The following is a 17,595-nucleotide window of genomic DNA, read 5'->3' as shown; positions in this document are numbered from 1 at the left end:
CGCCGGGCGAGGGGTCGTCATGACACCAGGCGCAGCCAGCTCGACGGCTTGTGCCAGCGCGCGCCGGCGGTGTCCGGCTCCGGCGGTGCCAGCTCGGCCGGTTGCGTGATGCCGAAGCCGCTGGTGTCGCGGGCCCAGGCCAGGTCTTGCCGGGCGGCGGCGCGCGCCGGGGTGGTCTTCTCTGGCGCCTTCGGTGCCGCGGTGCGCGCGGCCGGCTTGTCGACCGTCGTGCGCGGCCGGGCCGCCTTCTTGCGTTCGGTGCTCGCATCGGCCCATTGCCGCGCCAGCGATTGCAACTCGGCGTTGCCGGAGGCCTGGCACACGAACAGGATCTCGCGGGCCTCATCGGGCTGCCGCAGCATCACCTCGACGTCGATGCCTTCGCCAAGCCATTGCTTCAGGCCGAAGTGGATTCGGGTGGCGATGCGCAGTTCGGCGGGTGTGGACACGACGTGCTCCAGTCAGTTCAGGTATCTTCGACAGACCCCGCACGGCTCGCCATCCCCGGACAAAGGGGGTGGCCGCACGCGGTCCTTCCAATCGAGACATAAGTCATGATTCCAACCCACGTCACGCTGGTCGATGTCAGTCCACGCGATGGATTGCAGAACGAAGCGAAGCAGGTCGACGCCGCGCACAAGATCGAGCTGGTGCACCGGCTGCAGGCGGCCGGGCTGCGCGAGATCGAGGTCACCAGCTTCGTCAGCCCCAAGTGGGTGCCGCAGATGGCCGACAACGCCGAGGTGATGGCCGGCCTGCAGCGCAAGCCCGGCGTGCGCTACTCGGTGCTGACGCCGAACCTGCGCGGCTTCGAGGCGGCGCTCGCGACGAAGCCCGACGAGATCGTCGTGTTCGCAGCCGCCACCGAGGCCTTCAGCCAGCGCAACATCAACTGCAGCATCGAAGAGAGCATCGAGCGCTTCCGCCCGGTGGTCGACGCGGCGCATGCGAACGGCATCAAGGTGCGCGGCGCGATCTCGTGCGCGCTCGGCTGCCCGTACCAGGGCGAGGTCAGCCCCGACGAGGTCGAGCGCGTCGTGCGGCTGATGCGCGGCATCGGCGTCGACCACTGCGGCGTCGCCGACACCATCGGCGTCGGCACGCCGAAGCGGGTGCAGGCGGCGCTGGAGCGCGCGCTGCGCCACTACCCGCTGGTGGAGGTGAGCGGGCATTTCCACGACACCTACGGCCAGGCGCTGGCCAACATCTACGCCAGCCTCGAGATGGGCGTGCACACCTTCGACGCCAGCGCGGCCGGGCTGGGTGGCTGCCCGTATGCGAAGGGTGCGACCGGCAACGTCGCGACCGAGGACGTGCTGTTCATGCTGGACGGGCTGGGCATCGACACCGGGATCGACCTCGATGCGCTGGTCGACGCCGGGAACTACATCTCGCAGGTGCTGGGGCGCGCGCCGGTGTCGCGCGCCGGCAAGGCGCTGCTGGCGAAGCGGGCGGCCGCGGCGGAGGTCAAGGCATGAGCGATTTCTCAGCGACGCAGGCACTGCAGGACCTGCCCGACGGCTTCCGCCACGTCAGCGCGGTGCTGGGCACGCTGGGCCACCCGCATGCGCCGATCCTGCTGCAGGTGAACGCCCGCACCGCGCAGGAGGCGGCCGATGCGCTGGGCGTGCAGCTGGGCCAGATCGCGAAGAGCGTGATCTTCCGGCGCCGGGCCGACGACGTCGCGGTGCTGGTCGTGACCTCGGGCGACCGCCGCGTCGACGAGAAGAAGGTGGCCGCGCTGGCCGGCGCACTGGGCCGTGCCGATGCCGATTTCGTCAAGGCGCGCACCGGCTTCACGATCGGCGGCGTGTCGCCGGTGGGGCATGCGAACACGCCGGTGACGCTGATCGACCGCGAGCTGCTGCGCTTCGACGAGATCTGGGCGGCGGCCGGGCATCCGAAGGGCGTGTTCCGCCTGAGCCCGGCCGAACTGCAGGGCCTGACGCAGGCGCCGGTGGCCGACGTGACCCAGGACGTGGCACACGTCACGCCGGCCGCACCGGCGGCGTAATGCCCCACCGGCCCGCGCGACCAAGCGACAACTCCACTTCCGCAGGCCGCGCCATGACGTCTCGCATCGATCGCCGCTTCTTCCTGTCGGCCACCACGCTGGCTGCGCTCGGCACCGCGCTGCCGCTGCGCGCCGCGCCGGCGGCGCCGGCCCATGCTGTGGCCGGCAACACGCTGGAGGGCCGGCGCTACGAGTCGTCGCAGGACCTCGGCAAGGCGCTGCTGGTGTTCTTCTGGTCGACCGACTGCCCGGTGTGCCGCGACAAGATGCCCGAGCTGCGCGCCAACTACGAGGCCTGGCGCGACAAGCCGTTCCAGCTGGTGGCCGTGAGCCTCGACCGCAGCCTGGCCGCGGTGCGCGAGTACGACGCGATCCTGAACCGCGTCGTGCCGATGAAGCAGCAGTTCCCGATGCTGTGGCGCGCCGATGCGACGCACCGCGACGATTTCGGCGCGATGGCGCAGACCCCGACGTCGTTCATCCTCGACAAGCAGCACCGCGAGGTGAAGCAGGTGCGCGGCCGCATCGATGCGTCGCTGTGGGACGACATCGCCGAACTGGTGCTGACCTGATGAACGACGCGGCCGCCGTCCCGAGCCCCTGCGTGAACGTCTGCCGGATGGATGCGGCCAGCGGCTTGTGCAGCGGCTGCTGGCGCACGATCGACGAGATCGCGGCCTGGTCGACATTGGACGACGACGGCAAGCGACAGGTCTGGCAGGCGATCGAACTGCGCCAGGCGCAGGCGCCCGCCGTCGATGGGGAGCGATCGCGATGAAGCAAGTCCGGTTCTGGTTCGACGTGATCTCTCCGTACGCGTATCTCGCGTTCGAGCGCCTGCCTCAGGCGTTGCAGGGGCACGGTGTCGAGGTGGTCTACCAACCGGTGCTGTTCGCCGGGCTGCTGGCCCACTGGGGGCAGAAGGGTCCGGCCGAGATCGCGCCGAAACGCGACTGGACCTACCGGCAGGTCGCGTGGCTCGCGCATCGGCATGGCATCCCGATGCAGCTGCCGGCGCAGCATCCGTTCAACCCGCTGGCGCTGCTGCGGCTCGGGCTGGCCTGCCGCGGCCCGTTCGACACGCCGAACCGCTGGGTCTGCGAGCAGCTGATGCACCACGTGTGGCGCGGTGGTGCCGATGCGAACGACCCGCAGCGGCTGGCCGAACTCGCGCAGCGGTTGCAGCCGGCGCTCGATCCGCAAGGCGACGAGGTCAAGGCGGCGCTGAAGTCGGCCACCGCGCGGGCCGCGGCGCTCGGCCTCTTCGGCGTGCCGACGGCCGAGGTCGACGGCCGGCTGTTCTGGGGGCTCGACGGGCTGGAACTGCTGCAGGGGTACCTGGCCGGCGATCCGTGGTTCGACGGGCCCGGGTGGGACGACGCGGCGCGGCAGCCGTCAGGGATTCAGCGTAAGTCCTAGGTCGGGACATCCCTTGTTTCTCACGATGAGAAACGCTTTGTCAGGGTTGTCACTGAAGTTGTCAGCCGGCGTTCAGCTTGGCGTCAGGGATGGGTCAGAGGGCGTCGTGAAGATGCGGCACGCCCCGCCGTTCGGCAGGGAGCCTGACGACAAGGAGACATTCCAATGGCAACTGCAGTGGCCAAACCGGCACGCAACCCCGCGGGGCCGATGACGCGCGAGGAGCGCAAGGTCATCTTCGCGTCCAGCCTCGGCACCGTGTTCGAGTGGTACGACTTCTACCTGTACGGCACGCTCGCCGCCATCATCGGCAAGCAGTTCTTCTCGAACCTCGACCCGGCTTCGCAGGTCATCTTCTCGCTGCTCGCATTCGCGGCCGGCTTCATCGTGCGGCCGTTCGGCGCGCTGGTGTTCGGGCGGCTGGGCGACATGATCGGGCGCAAGTACACCTTCCTGGTGACGATCCTGATCATGGGCCTGTCGACCTTCATCGTCGGCGTGCTGCCCACCTATGCCTCGATCGGCGTCGCCGCCCCGGTGATCCTGATCGGCCTGCGGCTGCTGCAGGGCCTGGCGCTCGGTGGCGAGTACGGCGGTGCCGCCACCTACGTGGCCGAGCATGCGCCGCACGGCAAGCGCGGTGCATTCACCTCGTGGATCCAGACCACCGCGACGCTCGGGCTGTTCCTGTCGCTGCTGGTGATCCTGGGCACGCGCACCTGGATCGGCGAAGAGGCGTTTGCCGACTGGGGCTGGCGCATTCCGTTCCTGGTCTCGATCCTGCTGCTGGCCGTCAGCGTCTGGATCCGCCTGTCGATGAACGAGTCGCCGGCCTTCAAGAAGATGAAGGAAGAGGGCAAGACCTCGAAGGCGCCGCTGACCGAGTCGTTCGGCCAGTGGAAGAACCTGAAGATCGTGATCCTGGCGCTGGTCGGGCTGACGATGGGCCAGGCGGTGGTCTGGTACACCGGCCAGTTCTATGCGCTGTTCTTCCTGACCGGCGCGCTGAAGGTCGACGGGGCGACGGCCAACGTGCTGATCGCGGCCGCGCTGCTGATCGGCACGCCGTTCTTCATCGTGTTCGGTTCGCTGTCGGACAAGATCGGCCGCAAGCCGATCATCATGGCCGGCTGCCTGATCGCGGCGCTCACCTACTTCCCGCTGTTCAAGGCGCTGACCGAGACGGCCAACCCCGAACTCGCGGCGGCCCAGAAGAGCGCCCGGGTCACGGTGACGGCCGACCCGTCGGAGTGCTCGTTCCAGTTCAACCCGACCGGCGTCGCCAAGTTCACCAGCTCGTGCGACATCGCCAAGCAGGTGCTGGCGGCCGGTTCGGTGAGCTACGAGAACGTGGCCGGCACCGGCCCGGCGAAGATTACGATCGGCGACAAGACGATCGAGTCCTTCGCGTCGAAGGGCCTGCCGGCCGACGAAGCCAAGGCCAAGGACGCGGCGTTCAAGAAGGAGGTGGCCGCGGCGCTGAAGGAGCACGGCTACCCGGCGAAGGCCAAGCCGATCTCGTTCATGAGCGGCCAGTGGTGGACGCTGGTGGCGATCCTGACGCTGCTGGTGATCTACGTGACGATGGTCTACGGCCCGATCGCCGCGATGCTGGTCGAGATGTTCCCGACGCGCATCCGCTACACCTCGATGAGCCTGCCGTACCACATCGGCAACGGCTGGTTCGGCGGGCTGCTGCCGGCCACCGGGCTCGCGATCGTCGCGCAGACCGGCAACATGTACAACGGCCTGTGGTACCCGATCGTGTTCGCATCGATCACCTTCGTGGTGGGGATGCTGTTCGTGAAGGAGACCAAGGACGTGGACATCTACGCGAGCGATTGATCGCGCGCGCGAGTTGAACCAGGCGAGGCCGGCAGGGTGGTACCTGCCGGCCTTTTTTCTTGTGTGGGCTGCTCGGTCTCGACAGCCGGCACCTCGCTCCCTACACTGCGCCGATCAACAATGTCGGGGAGGGTGTTGCATGTCACTGAAGGCCTTTTGCACGGCCGTGGCCGTCTGCGTGTTGCTTCCGGCGAGCGTCCGCGCCGAGCAGACGGCAGTGGATTTCGCGGCCACCGTCCGGCTCGACACCGCGGGTCATGCGCCTGTCGACAGCGTCATCACCGGCCACTACGTCTTCGACCGCGATCCCGCGAGCTTCACGAGCCAGGCGATCGATCCGCGGTTTCTCGACGCGGCGGCAGGCACCGACTATGTCTACACCCACCTCGCGAGCGAGAACCGGCTGCAGTTCCCGTCAGGCTCGCCCGACCTCTCGCGCGGCAGCCGCGTCGTCGAGGTCTACGACAACTGGAAGTGGTCGGACGGCACGGTGGTCGACGGCGTGGCATTCCTGCAGAAGACCAACGGCGTGACCTATGAGCTGGCGCTGTTCGGTCCCGACACATCGTTCTCCGGCACCGCGTTTCCCGCCAATGGCTGGCTGTCGAGCGGCTGGACCGCGGGGTACTTCACGATGCACGACGCGTTCCACGGTTCGGCGGTGTTGTCTGCCGTGGTGACCAGCCTGTCCGTCAGCCCGGTGCCGGAACCCGCGACAGCGATCCTGATGCTGGCAGGCGTTGCCGGCCTGGGGCTGGCAAGGCGGCGGGCCGTGTCGAGCAACGCTCTTCTGAAGGGGATCCCATGTCGCTGAAAGCGCTTTGCACCTCGATCGCCATCGTCGCGTTGCTTCCGGCGAGCGTCCGCGCCGAGCAGGTGGCGCTGGATTTCACTGCCACGGTGTGGCTCGACACGGCAGGCTACGCGCCGGTGGGCAGCGTGATCAGCGGGCACTATGTCTTCGACCGCGATCCGGCGAGCTTCACGAGCCAGCCGGTCGACCCCCGGTACCTTCAGGGCGAGTCGGGCACCGACTACTTCTACACCGCTCGCACCGGCGACACCCGCCTGCAGTTCCCGTCGGGGTCTCCCGACGTTTCGAAGGGATTCCGGGCCATCGAGGTCATCGACAACACGACGTGGACAGGGCCGACCACGGACAGCGTCTCGTTCCTGCAGAAGACCTTGGGGGTGTCCTACTACCTCGACCTGCGCGGGCCGGACACGTCGTTCTCGGGCACCGCGTTGCCCACCAACAGCTGGCTGTCGGGTGGTTGGACGCAAGGCTACTTCTCGATCCAGGACCCCTTCCACACGTCGACGGTGTTGTCCGCCCAGGTGACCAGCCTGTCGGTCAGTCTGGTGCCGGAGCCCGCGACAGCGGCATTGATGCTCGTCGGCCTGGCCGGGTTGGGGTTTGCGAGGAGACGGGCCTGACTGAATCGAGCGCGCGGGCCGTGTCGACACGGCCCGCGCTGTTCATGGAGCCGGCGGGTCGATGGCGGGCGGCGCCATCGTCGAGAGTTCGACGAGGCAGGCGATGCACAGGCAGCTGTCGTAGCGCGCGGCGAGCCGGGCGCGCAGTTCATCGGAGAGCTGCAGCGTGCTGCAGGTGCACGGGGTGGCGTCGCTGACGCCGCAGCGGAACGGTTGCCGGCAGCGCGGGCAGGCGCTGTTGAGGTCCGCGTCCGCGGAACTTGTGCTCGGCGTCATAACGAGACCTGCTCGATTTTTGCGGCAATGTTGGCGGCGCGGCGAGAGGACGCATCGGCTTGCGAAGCGTCGAGGTGCTGTCGAAGCGCGGCTTCGTCGTCTGTCAGTTGGTTGGATTGGAGTTTTCCGGCATCGACCAGTCGATGCGAGACAAGGGTCCACGTGTAGGCCTCTGCACGCGCTGCAGGTCCGCAATGCCCATCTGCGAGGCATGACGTGAGCAGCAGGATGGCCGGGTAGTAGCCGCTCATCGCCACGGTTTCCAATCGGGAGCGCGTGGCCATCGACGCGCCGGCACCGGCGTTGATTTCGCCCAGAGCCAATGCAACGATCGCCGGCGGGTGGCCGTCGGCCGCTGCTCTGTCAAGTTGGAGCCTTCCTTCTTCGGACTCACCCAGCAGCACTGAGAGGTCCATGCGCGCCCCGTTGTCACCTGCCGCCGCCCTGCTGCGCAACAGCGCCAGTCGATCGCGGGACCCGGTGTTTGACGGAGGCACGGCGGGCGGGCGGCGACCCGAACGGCTGACGTACAAGCACGGTGCTGCTACCGCGAGGGTCAGCCCCAGTCCGACCAGTGCACGCCGGCGGGTCATTTGCCCATCACTCCTTTGGGTCTCCTGATCAGCCACCGTCCGGGATCTTGCATGTCCGGTGGCGAGGTCAGCGGCGGATAGCCCGGAATCTTCGCGAAAGTGTCGATGGTTCCATCGTCGAAGTAGAAGACTGTCTGATTCGCGCAGGACACTGCCATGCCGCACTCATTGGTCACCTGCTGGCAATAGGTGCCACGACCGACATCGCAGCCACCCAGCCGAATCGGCAGGTCCGGATCGAACCGTGGATCCGCCCTGATGGCGGTGCACACCTGCTTCGGTGTCAGGAACGATTGGCGAACCGAGTCGTACATGCCCCGTATGCTCCCATGCCCGAAGACCTGATTGCACATGCATGGCTTGGAGGCTTCTGCGAGCGCGTGGACGCGCTCGGTGGGTGAAAACAGGTTCACCCGGGATTGCAGACCGTTCGGGTCGATGAGGCTGAGGGGATTCCCCTCGACGTAGATGTAGGTCGACGGGCTCCCACCCGCGAGGCCGATCGGGTCGCTCTGCACATATCGGCTGGCCGCGTGACTCGCGAGCGCCATCAGGGCCGCGGCGGCCGAGCAACGGCCAAGCATTCGGTACTGTCTCATCGTCGACTCCCTGTCGAATCCAAAAGGACCGCCAGTCTAGGAATCGGGATTTCGCAAGGTCAACGACTGAAATCGTGGTCGTGTCGATCTGCCACAGGTCAATGTGGACTCTTGTCGCGCAACGGCATCAGCGCGTCGCACGCCCTTGCCGGCGCCGCAGCAAGGCCGTCGCGATCGCGAGGCCACCCAGCCACGCGACGCCAAGCGCGCCTCCGCCCTCGTCGCTGTTGTTGCCGCCGCTGGTCCCGCCCCCGTTGCCACCGCTCGGCGGCGGCGTCACCACGCCGACCGCGCCGTCGAGTGCGACGGTTCGCGTGAACTTGGTGGTGGAGCTGCCCTGGTGCATCGTCATGGTCAACGTCGCACTGTAGCCCGCGGTGTCGGCCGCGCTGAACGAAATGGTGGCCCGGCAGGTGGCCGAGGCGGCCAGCTTCTGCGCGGTGCAGGTGTCGCTCTTCAGCGTGAAGCGGGCCGCGCCAGTGCCGCCGATCGCGACGCTGTCCACCGTGACCTGCCCGAAGGTCACGCCGTTGCGCAGGTCGAGGTTCTGCGACACCGTCGGCGTGTTGACCGCGCTGGCCGAGAAGCTCAGCGCGGTATCGCTGGTCTTCGGCGTGTCGGCGATGAAGGCGGCGAGGTCGGTCAGCTGGTCGGCTTCCAGCACCTGGAACTGCTTCATCGCGCTGACGTTGTTCAGCGCATAGCCGATGCGGTTCAGCGCGGTCTCGGCATCGATCGCGGCGAACGGGTCGCGCGAGCCGCCGCCGGTCTTGAAATGGATCTCGGCCCGGCGGTTCTGCACGTTGGTGTGGCAGCTGGTGCAGTTGCCGGTGAACGACAGGCCGGTCTGGTTCATCGTGTCCTCGAACAACAGCTTGCCGGTGGCCGGGTTGTCGGTCGCGTGGGCGGCGAAAGCGGTCGTCGCGAGGGCGGCCACACATGCAGTGCGGGCCATGCGGGCAAGGATCGTGGAGGACATGACAGCGTTCCCGGTGAGCGTGAACCCCGGGCCCTGCAAGCGCCCTGCCACCCGGGCCGGAACGCCTGCTGCCCGTAGGACCGCAGGGGCGTCGCGCAGGCAGGCGACGATTCGCGCCCACCAGGGTGCCGCAGCGTGTCAATCGCGTTGCGCGCCCTCACACGCGACGCATCTGCTTACGCCGCGCGCCACCAGTCAGCCGGCGGCGAACAAGCCCTTGTGCCGTTCACGCAGCAGGTTCTTCTGCACCTTGCCCATCGTGTTGCGAGGCAATTCCTGCACCAGCTCGACCAGCTTCGGCACCTTGAAGTTCGCGATCTGCGACTTCAGCGCCGCGGCGATCGCCGGGCCGTCGAGTTGCGCACCGGCTTGAGGCACCACCACCGCGACCACCGCCTCGCCGAAATCCGGGTGCGGCACGCCGACCACCGCGCTCTCGGCGACGCCCGGCATGTCGTTGATGTAGCCCTCGATCTCGGCCGGGTAGACGTTGTAGCCGCCGCTGATGATCAGGTCCTTGCTGCGCCCGACGATGCAGACGTAGCCGCGCTCGTCGATGCGGCCGACGTCGCCGGTCTTGAACCAGCCGTCGTCGGTGAATTCTTCCTTCGTCTTCTCGGGCATGCGCCAGTAGCCGGCAAACACGTTCGGGCCCTTCACCTCGATGCCGCCGATCTCGCCGCGCGGGCACTCGCGGCCTTCGTCGCGCACCCGCAGCTGCACGCCGGGCAGCGGGAAGCCCACCGTGCCGGCGCGGCGTTCGCCGTCGGCCTGGTCGTATGGGTTGGACGTGAGCATCACCGTCTCGCTCATGCCGTAGCGCTCGAGGATGGCCTGCCCGGTGCGCTCGCGCCAGGCGTTGAAGGTCTCCGGCAGCAGCGGCGCCGAGCCGGCGACGAAGAGGCGCATGCCCGAGCACGCGGCCCGCGTGAGCCCCGGCTCGGCCAGCAGCCGCACGTACAGCGTCGGCACGCCCATGAACACCGTCGCGTGCGGCAGCGCGGCCAGCACTCGCTTCGGGTCGAACTTCGCGAGCCAGATCATCTTGCTGCCGTTCAGCAGCGCACCGTGGATCGCGACGAACAGGCCGTGCACATGGAAGATCGGCAGCGCATGCACCAGCACGTCGCCGGGCTGCCAACCCCAGTACGCCTTCAGCGTGGACGCATTGCTCAGCATGTTGCCGTGCGTCAGCATCGCGCCCTTGCTGCGCCCGGTGGTGCCGCTGGTGTACAGGATGGCCGCCAGGTCGTCGGCGCCGCGCCGCGCGGGCTCGTGCCGGTCGCTCTGGTGCGAGGCCCGCTCCAGCAGGCTGCCGCTGCGGTCGTCGCCGAGCGTGAACACATGGCGCGTGCCGGCCTTGAACGCCAGTTTGCTGACCCAGCCGAAGTGCTTCGGCGCGCACACCACCACCGCCGGCTCGGCATTGCCGATGAAGTACTCGATCTCGGCCGCCTGGTAGGCGGTGTTCAGCGGCAGGTACACGAAGCCGGCACGCAGCACCGCGAGGTACAGCATCAGCGCCTCGACCGACTTCTCGGTCTGCACCGCGACGCGGCTGCCGGCCGGCAGGTCCAGCGATTCGAGCAGGTTCGCGAGCATCGCGGTCGCGCGGTCGAGGTCGCGCCACGAGTAGCTCAGCGGCGCATCGCCATCGGCCACCTCGATCGCGGTCGCGTCGAGGTCGGTCGGAAAGGCCGCGCGCAACGCGGCGAACAGATTGTGTTGGCCGCCATCGGCAGCGGGTGTGGCACTACTCATCGAACCTCCTCGGGGGATATCTCGTGTCGGCAAGCCCTAGCCGCGCTGGAAATGCGGCGGTCGCTTCTCGATGAAGGCCTGGATGCCTTCACGATGTTGGGGGCTGTCGGCATAGCCATAGTGCGCGCGGCGCTCGTCGGCGCTCGGCCCGCCGGCGGCCAGCTGGCGCAGCGTGCGCTTGTTGATGCGCGCGGCCTGCGGCGACAGTGCCGCGAGCGCGCGGGCGCGATGCAAGGTGTGCGGCGCGACCTGCTCGTCGGCCACCACCGCATGCACCAGCCCGCGCTGCAACGCGATCGACGCATCGACGAGGCGGGCCTCGAGCAGCATCTCGCGCAGTGTGGGGGCGGGCACCACGCGCGCCAGCAGCTGCAGTTCGCCGGGCGCCATCGGGAAGCCGAGCTTGGCGATCGGCGCGCCGAAGCGGCTGCCCATGCCGGCGATGCGGATGTCGCAGCAGGCGGCGATCTCCAGCCCGCCGCCGACGCACGCGCCCTCGATCTGCGCGATCACCGGGATGTCGCAATCGAGCAGGGCCTGCAGCGCGGGCGCCACGGTGTGCTCGTGGAAATCGTGCAGCCGTTGCTCGTCGAAGCGGAACTGCGCGAACTCGCCGATGTCGCCGCCGGATGCGAACTGGCCGTCGGCGCCGCAGACGATCACCGCATGCGGCGCCTGCGAAGCATCCAGCGCCTGCAGCCGCGCGAACACGTCGCGCAGCGCCTGCCACATCGCGATGTCGATCGCGTTGTGCTTGCCGGGTGACGCGATGACGACCCGCGCGATGCCGGGTTCGTCGTCGCTCAGCGTGATGGAGCCGGGCACGTGCGCCTCAGTCGAGCTTGGCGCCGGAGGCCTTCACCACATCGGCCCAGCGCTTGATCTCGCCGTTGACGAACTTGCCGAAGGCGTCGCCGTACAGGTTGGGCGTCTCGGCGCCGAGGCCGTTCCAGGCCTTCACCAGGTCGTCGGAGGTCAGCGCCTTCTTCATCTCGGCGCGCATCGCCTCGACGATCTCCTTCGGCGTGTTCTTCGGCGCCCACAGGCCGTACCAGGTCGCGACCTGATAGCTGGGCAGGCCGGCCTCGGCGGTGGTTGGCACGTCGGCGAAGCCCGGCGCGCGCCGTTCCGACGCGACGGCCAGCGCCTTGATGCGACCGCCCTTGATGTGGTTGGCCGATGAACCGAGGCCGTCGAACATCATGTCGACCTGGCCGGCGATCAGGTCCTGCAGCGCCGGGCCCGCGCCGCGGTACGGGATGTGCGTGATGAAGGTCTTGGTCTGCAGCTTGAACAGCTCGCCCGCGAGGTGGTGCGAGGTGCCGTTGCCGGCCGAGCCGTAGTTCAGCTTGCCGGGGTTCTTGCGCGCGAACTCCAGCAGGCCCTTCAGGTCGGTGACCGGCACGCGCTGCGGGTTGACCACGATCACCTGCGGCACGCTGGAGATCAGGCCCACAGGAATGAAGTCGGTCTCGATGTTGTAGTCGAGCTTCGGGTACATCGACGGTGCGATCGCATGGTGCACCGCGCCCATGAAGAAGGTGTAGCCGTCGCCCGCCGCATGCGACGCGACGGTGGCGCCGACGTTGCCGCCTGCGCCGCCCTTGTTGTCGATCAGGAACTGCTTGCCGGCGTTCTTGCTCATCAGCCCGAACAGCGGGCGCGCGAACGCATCGGTGCCGCCGCCGGCAGGGAAGGGCACGATGATCGTCACCGGCTTGGTCGGCCAGCCGGTCTGCGCGCCGGCGAACGGCACGGCCAGCGCGGCAGCGGCCGCGGCGCCGGTGCGAAGAACGTCTCGTCGAGTCGGCGCGCGTCGTGATTCGAAGCTCATGGTGTCTCCCGGTCGTTGAATGTGAAAACAGCGAGTGAAGCAAGGCGGGCCGCGCTCGGCCCGGGGGTCAGAGCAGGCCGGCCACGGCGCGCGAATGCGCCACGTCGCCCTGGGTGAATTTCTCGTGGCTGGTCTCGACCTTCTGCAGGTCGTAGAGGTAATTGACCATCATCCCGAACGATTGCTTGAGTCCTTTGCGCGACAGGTTACCCGAAGGATTGAGCCTTTCGAGCCGCGCGCCGTTGTCGAGGTGGAATCGGGCCACCGCATCGCCGCCCGGCGTGGTCGACACGTGCACCAGATAAGCCGCGCACAGGCGGGCCAGCGCCTCGCGTTCGGCTTCGGCCAGGCCGTTCAATGTGGCCGCGGTGGCGAGCGTCGCCAGGTCGCCGCCGCTGGCTTCGTCGAGCAGCTCGCGCGCCTGCACCAGCCGCTCGGCCTCGCCGCGCTTCAGGCCGGGCAACGCGGCCAGGTCGCTGCGGCCCGTCAGCCAGGTCGCGAAGCCGGGGATCGGCGACAGCGTGCAGAAGGTCTTCAGCTGCGGCAGCTCGCGCTTCAGCTGCTCGGCCACGCGCTTGATCAGGAAGTTGCCGAGCGACACGCCCTTCAACCCGGGTTGGCAGTTGCTGATCGAGTAGAACGCCGCCACCTTGAACTGGTCCGGCGGCAGCGGCTGCGAGTTCTTGTCGATCAGCGGCGCGATCGCGCCCGGCATCTCGGGCAGCAGCGCCACCTCGACGAAGATCAGCGGCTCGTCGGGCAGCTGCGGGTGGAAGAACGCGAAGCAGCGGCGATCGGGCTGCAGCCGTCGGCGCAGGTCGTCCCAGCCGTCGATCTCGTGCACCGCCTCGTGGTGGATGATCTGCTCCAGCAACTGCGCCGGCGAGCCCCAGTCGACCTTCTGCATCTGCAGGAAGCCGGGGTTGAACCAGGACGACAGCAGGTGCAGGAAATCGGCCTCCAGCGCGCGCAGTTCGGGCTGCGCCTTCACGCGGGCCAGCAGCTTGCGCCGCATCGCGACGATGTGCGCGGTGCCGCCCGGCGTGCGGTTGATGCGGCGCAGCAGTTCCTGGCGCGGCGGCTCGGCCAGGTGCGTCAGGCGGATCAGGTTGTCGGCCGACGGCTCGTCCGCATAGGCCTGCGCTACCGACAGCACCGCCTTCGGGTCGGGGCTGAAATCGCGCGACAGCCGCTCGAAGAAGCCGGCCTGCTGGTCGTCGGGCAGGTTGCTGAAGCGCGCGACCAGGCCGCTCGCGATCGCCACGCTGTTGGCCTCGCCGCGCTCGGAGAGCAGGCGCCGGCAGTCGAGCATCAGGCTGCGTAGCGCGCGGTCGTTGCCGGCGCGGCGCGCGGCGTTCTTCAGGCTCTCAAGCATGGTGTTGTCCCTGGTCCAAGGTGGCTTCCTGGGCCGCTTCATGCGCGCGCAATGCCTTCAGCGCGGCGAGCTGGGCCATCAGGTGGTCGTGCATCAGCTGCTCGGCGCGGGCCGCGTCGCGCTGCTCGATGGCGTCGATCAGGCGGCGGTGCTCGCCGATCGATTCCTCGATGCGGCCCGGCCAGTTCAGCTGGCGCCCGCGCAGCAGCCGCACGAAGCGGCGCAGGTCGGTGGTGGCGCGGTCGAGCCAGCGGTTGGCGGCCAGCGCCTGCACCGTGCTGTGGAAATCGTGGTTGGCGCGGTAGTAGCCGTCGATGTTGCGCGCTGCGGCGTGTTTCTCGAGGGCCGCATGCAGGCGCTGCAGCAGCTTGATGTCGGCCGGCGTCGCCTTGCGCACCGCCTCGAAGGCGCAGCGGCCTTCGAGCAGCGCCATCACCGGGAACAGCTCGTCGGCATCGTCTTCCGACAGCTCGGTCACCTTGCAGCCCTGGCGCGGCACCAGCTCGACCAGGCCTTCGGCGGCCAGCACCTTCAGCGCCTCGCGCAGCGGCGTGCGGCTGATCTTCCAGTTGCTGGCCAGCGCGAGCTCGTCGATCCACTGGCCGGGCACCAGCTGGCGCTCGAACACCATGTTGCGAAGGCGAGCGGCCACTTCTTCGTGAAGCGATGCGAGGCGCAGAGGAGTCGGGTCGACCATGCGGTGTTCACCGGTGGGCCGTCACGGCGTGACGGTCCGGATCACTCTAAATCCAGTAATTTATAATTACAAGAGGGTGAGCGAGCAGGTCGTTGAAATCGATGCCTGCCACGCGACAAACCCTGAGTGCGCGGCGCGGTGTGCTCGCTACAGTGACCGCGTGCCAGACACCCCTGAATTCCTGACACCGCCGACCCTGCCGGCCGATGCGGACGCGCTGCTGAAGCTGGCGGCGCGCAGCATGTTCGACACGCTCGCGCGCACCGCGATGGGCACGCTGGTGGTCGACCGCCGGCACCGCATCGTGTGGATCAGCGAGGGCTACAAGCGCTTCCTGCCGGCGCTCGGCCATGCGGAAGACGACTTCGTCGGCCGCCTCGTCGAGGAGGTGGTGCCGAACACGCTGATGGCGCACGTGATCGACAGCGGCCAGCCGATGCTGGTGGACCTGCTGACCAACCAGGCCGGCACCTTCCTCGTCAGCCGCCTGCCGCTGCATGACGAGCGCGGCGAGGTGATCGGTGCGATGGGCATGGTGCTGCTGGACCACCCCGAGACCACGATGCAGCCGCTGATCACCAAGTTCAGCCACCTGCAGCGCGAGCTCGACGATGCGCGCCGGCAGCTCGCGGCGCAGCGCCGGCCGAAGTTCACGGTGGCGAGCTTCATCGGTGCGAGCCCGCAGGCGATGGAGGTCAAGCGCCAGGCGCGTCGCGTCGCGCAGACCGACAGCACGGTGCTGCTGCTGGGCGAGACCGGCACCGGCAAGGAGCTGCTGGCGCATGCGATCCATGCGGCGAGCTCTCGGGCGGCGCGCGCGTTCGTCGGCGTCAACATCGCCGCGGTGCCCGACACGCTGCTCGAGGCCGAGTTCTTCGGCGTTGCGCCGGGCGCGTACACCGGCGCCGACCGCAAGGGCCGCGACGGCAAGTTCACGCTGGCCGACGGTGGCACGCTGTTCCTCGACGAGATCGGCGACATGCCGCTCGCATTGCAGTCGAAGCTGCTGCGCGTGCTGCAGGAGCAGGAGGTGGAGCCGCTGGGCAGCAACACGGTGCAGCGGGTGGACGTGCGCATCATCGCGGCGACCAGCCGCGACCTGCCGGCGATGGTGGCGGAAGGCCGCTTTCGCGCCGACCTGTTCTACCGGCTCAACGTGCTGCCGATCCGGCTGCCGGCGCTGCGGGAGCGCATGGCCGACCTGGAGGCCTTGATCGAGGCACTGGCCGACGACATCGCGCGGCGCAGCGGGTTGCCGCACAAGAGCCTGGAGCCGGACGCGCTGGCGCTGCTGGCGCGGCACCGCTGGCCGGGCAACATCCGCGAGCTGCGCAACGTGCTGGAACAGGCCACGCTGATGACCGACGACATGACGCTGACGGCGCGGCATTTCAGTCATGTGGAGGCGCTGGACAGCGGCAGTGGACCGGCGATCGAGGCGGCGGTGGAACCGTTGCCGGTGGCGGTGACCGCATCGACGCCGAAGTCGCTGCCGCAGGCGATTGCCGAACTGGAATGCCGCGCGATCCGCGAGGCGCTCGCGGCGACCGGCGGCAACAAGCTCGCGGCCTCGCGGTTGCTGGGGATCTCGCGGGCGACGCTGTACGAGAAGCTGCCGCATTTGAACGGCTAGGTTTACCTCGAACGGGAATCCGGATGGGTCCCGCAGCTGAAGTGCGATGGATCTGCACCATTCAGCGCCGGAGTGACGCTTGCGTTCCGTGAGGAATTGGCGAATCGTCAACGATTGTCGTCGGGCTCCGACAAGCACTTGTTCCCGTCACTCCGTTCACGTCTAATCCGCCGGCTCGCGTTTCAGCAGTCTCCCGAAGAAGTACCTCGGGACGCGATGCACACGTGCATTGAGGTCAACGAGGAGTTCATTGATGACGAAGCAAGCGGGCCTGCACCGCCTGGGTGGAGTGCTGTGCGTTGGGCGGTTGCTTGCATGGGCGCGGCCCATCGGGTACGCGGCAGGTTGGGTGTTCGTTCTGTGGTGTGGGCTGTTCGGTCCGGCTCAGGCGAGCGGGACGGTGACGCCGGGTCCGGGGACCTACTATCGGCTCGATGGCCCGTTCGACGGCGTAGGTGAGGGCTTCGCAGACGTGCACTTTTTGCACACCGACGAAGCGTTGCAGGCGGCGATCGCGGCGAGGAACGCGACGGTGGCTCCCTGTGTGCTGGTGGAGGACGGCGTACCCCACGGTTGCGCATCGGTGATCTGGGCCGGGCCGTACTGGGGTGACGGCAACTGTGCAGCCGGCAACAGCGGCTCGTACGCCTGCGCGGCGACCCGCACGCTCACGATGACCTACAACTCGACCGCGTTGGAACGGGGTTGGCGCAACTCCGTCGATGTCTTCCCGAACCAGGTGCTGTATTACGCCTTCACTCCTGTGACGTCCGAGTTCGTGTGCCCGGCGCACTCGAGCTGGAACGGCACGCAGTGCACCTGCGACGACGGCTACACGGCCGACAGCGCGACGAACCAATGCGTGCCGACGGTCGAGGTGTCGAACTCGTTGAACCCACCGCCTGCGCAGTGCGAGGTGTGCAAGGGCAACCCGATCTACCCGCTGCGCGGGGTCAAGCAAGAGGTGGTGGACACGGGCCTGGCGATCGGCAACACGACACTGCGCTTCACCTACGACAACGCGAGCCGGATCCCGACCGCGTCGGGGGCGCTGACAGACATCGGCGCGGTGGAGAACCGCGCGGGCGTGATGGGCAGCCTGCAGTGGGTCAGCAACCTGCACCGGCAGGTGA

The 17,595-nt window shown here is 68.3% G+C and carries 19 protein-coding genes; 9 read left to right on the top strand and 10 right to left on the bottom strand.

Annotated features, from left to right (window positions below; all coding sequences use genetic code 11):
- Window positions 1–17: 17 nt before the first annotated feature.
- Window positions 18–449, bottom strand: coding sequence for a hypothetical protein (locus ASC98_RS30750; protein ID WP_056815478.1), 432 nt, complete (start codon window positions 447–449; stop codon window positions 18–20).
- Window positions 450–554: 105 nt separating this feature from the next.
- Between ASC98_RS30750 and ASC98_RS21495 the strand changes: the two genes are divergently transcribed.
- The 8 genes from ASC98_RS21495 (at window position 555) to ASC98_RS21460 (ending at window position 6,715) form a co-directional block, all read left to right on the top strand.
- Complete coding sequence (locus tag ASC98_RS21495) at window positions 555–1,478, top strand: hydroxymethylglutaryl-CoA lyase (RefSeq protein WP_056815476.1); 924 nt, start codon at window positions 555–557, stop codon at window positions 1,476–1,478.
- On the top strand, window positions 1,475–2,014 hold the full coding sequence (locus ASC98_RS21490) for a YbaK/EbsC family protein (RefSeq protein WP_056815473.1): 540 nt from the start codon (window positions 1,475–1,477) through the stop codon (window positions 2,012–2,014). Before ASC98_RS21495 ends, ASC98_RS21490 begins: the two co-directional genes overlap by 4 nt.
- 53 nt (window positions 2,015–2,067) lie before the next feature.
- Window positions 2,068–2,586 carry a peroxiredoxin gene (locus ASC98_RS21485; protein WP_056815470.1) on the top strand — a complete coding sequence of 173 codons (519 nt, stop codon included), beginning with the start codon at window positions 2,068–2,070 and terminating at the stop codon, window positions 2,584–2,586.
- Window positions 2,586–2,792, top strand: a complete 207-nt coding sequence (locus ASC98_RS21480; protein WP_056815467.1) for a DUF1289 domain-containing protein — start codon at window positions 2,586–2,588, stop codon at window positions 2,790–2,792. Before ASC98_RS21485 ends, ASC98_RS21480 begins: the two co-directional genes overlap by 1 nt.
- Window positions 2,789–3,433 carry a 2-hydroxychromene-2-carboxylate isomerase gene (locus ASC98_RS21475; RefSeq protein WP_056815464.1) on the top strand — a complete coding sequence of 215 codons (645 nt, stop codon included), beginning with the start codon at window positions 2,789–2,791 and terminating at the stop codon, window positions 3,431–3,433. The genes ASC98_RS21480 and ASC98_RS21475 overlap by 4 nt, the downstream gene beginning before the upstream one ends.
- Before the next feature lie 165 nt (window positions 3,434–3,598).
- The gene (locus tag ASC98_RS21470) at window positions 3,599–5,278 is read left to right on the top strand and encodes an MFS transporter (RefSeq protein ID WP_056815461.1); all 1,680 of its coding nucleotides are present in this window, start codon (window positions 3,599–3,601) and stop codon (window positions 5,276–5,278) included.
- A gap of 139 nt (window positions 5,279–5,417) precedes the next feature.
- Window positions 5,418–6,092 carry a PEP-CTERM sorting domain-containing protein gene (locus tag ASC98_RS21465; protein WP_056815458.1) on the top strand — a complete coding sequence of 225 codons (675 nt, stop codon included), beginning with the start codon at window positions 5,418–5,420 and terminating at the stop codon, window positions 6,090–6,092.
- Window positions 6,083–6,715, top strand: a complete 633-nt coding sequence (locus ASC98_RS21460; RefSeq protein ID WP_056815455.1) for a PEP-CTERM sorting domain-containing protein — start codon at window positions 6,083–6,085, stop codon at window positions 6,713–6,715. The genes ASC98_RS21465 and ASC98_RS21460 overlap by 10 nt, the downstream gene beginning before the upstream one ends.
- A 42-nt stretch (window positions 6,716–6,757) precedes the next feature.
- Here the strand turns inward: ASC98_RS21460 and ASC98_RS21455 are convergent, their stop codons facing one another.
- The 9 genes from ASC98_RS21455 to ASC98_RS21420 form a co-directional block, all read right to left on the bottom strand.
- Window positions 6,758–6,991 (bottom strand): cysteine-rich CWC family protein, encoded by a 234-nt coding sequence (locus tag ASC98_RS21455; protein ID WP_056815449.1) that lies wholly within the window; start codon window positions 6,989–6,991, stop codon window positions 6,758–6,760.
- Window positions 6,988–7,407, bottom strand: a complete 420-nt coding sequence (locus ASC98_RS30745) for a hypothetical protein (RefSeq protein ID WP_157598005.1) — start codon at window positions 7,405–7,407, stop codon at window positions 6,988–6,990. Before ASC98_RS30745 ends, ASC98_RS21455 begins: the two co-directional genes overlap by 4 nt.
- 173 nt (window positions 7,408–7,580) lie before the next feature.
- Window positions 7,581–8,183 carry an RHS repeat-associated core domain-containing protein gene (locus ASC98_RS31840; protein WP_057480054.1) on the bottom strand — a complete coding sequence of 201 codons (603 nt, stop codon included), beginning with the start codon at window positions 8,181–8,183 and terminating at the stop codon, window positions 7,581–7,583.
- A 127-nt stretch (window positions 8,184–8,310) separates the two neighbouring features.
- The gene (locus ASC98_RS21445; RefSeq protein ID WP_157598006.1) at window positions 8,311–9,162 is read right to left on the bottom strand and encodes a hypothetical protein; all 852 of its coding nucleotides are present in this window, start codon (window positions 9,160–9,162) and stop codon (window positions 8,311–8,313) included.
- Between the two features lie 195 nt (window positions 9,163–9,357).
- Window positions 9,358–10,923 carry a malonyl-CoA synthase gene (locus ASC98_RS21440; protein ID WP_056815439.1) on the bottom strand — a complete coding sequence of 522 codons (1,566 nt, stop codon included), beginning with the start codon at window positions 10,921–10,923 and terminating at the stop codon, window positions 9,358–9,360.
- A 36-nt stretch (window positions 10,924–10,959) separates the two neighbouring features.
- Complete coding sequence (locus tag ASC98_RS21435) at window positions 10,960–11,748, bottom strand: enoyl-CoA hydratase/isomerase family protein (protein ID WP_056815436.1); 789 nt, start codon at window positions 11,746–11,748, stop codon at window positions 10,960–10,962.
- A gap of 7 nt (window positions 11,749–11,755) precedes the next feature.
- A complete protein-coding gene (locus ASC98_RS21430) occupies window positions 11,756–12,757 on the bottom strand; it encodes a tripartite tricarboxylate transporter substrate binding protein (RefSeq protein WP_056815433.1) in 1,002 nt (333 codons plus the stop codon).
- Between the two features lie 67 nt (window positions 12,758–12,824).
- Complete coding sequence (locus ASC98_RS21425; protein ID WP_056815431.1) at window positions 12,825–14,132, bottom strand: malonyl-CoA decarboxylase; 1,308 nt, start codon at window positions 14,130–14,132, stop codon at window positions 12,825–12,827.
- Entirely contained in the window at window positions 14,125–14,829 is a 705-nt protein-coding gene (locus tag ASC98_RS21420; RefSeq protein ID WP_056815428.1) for a GntR family transcriptional regulator, read from the bottom strand. The genes ASC98_RS21425 and ASC98_RS21420 overlap by 8 nt, the downstream gene beginning before the upstream one ends.
- Window positions 14,830–15,070: 241 nt before the next feature.
- Between ASC98_RS21420 and ASC98_RS21415 the strand changes: the two genes are divergently transcribed.
- Window positions 15,071–16,462 (top strand): sigma 54-interacting transcriptional regulator, encoded by a 1,392-nt coding sequence (locus ASC98_RS21415; protein ID WP_157598014.1) that lies wholly within the window; start codon window positions 15,071–15,073, stop codon window positions 16,460–16,462.
- Window positions 16,463–17,595: the final 1,133 nt, after the last annotated feature.

The sequence above is a fragment of the Rhizobacter sp. Root1238 genome, from assembly GCF_001425825.1.
Taxonomy (GTDB): Bacteria; Pseudomonadota; Gammaproteobacteria; order Burkholderiales; family Burkholderiaceae_C; genus Rhizobacter.
The sequence above is the reverse complement of the archived record's forward strand: the minus strand, read 5'-3'. Positions and strand labels throughout refer to the sequence as shown.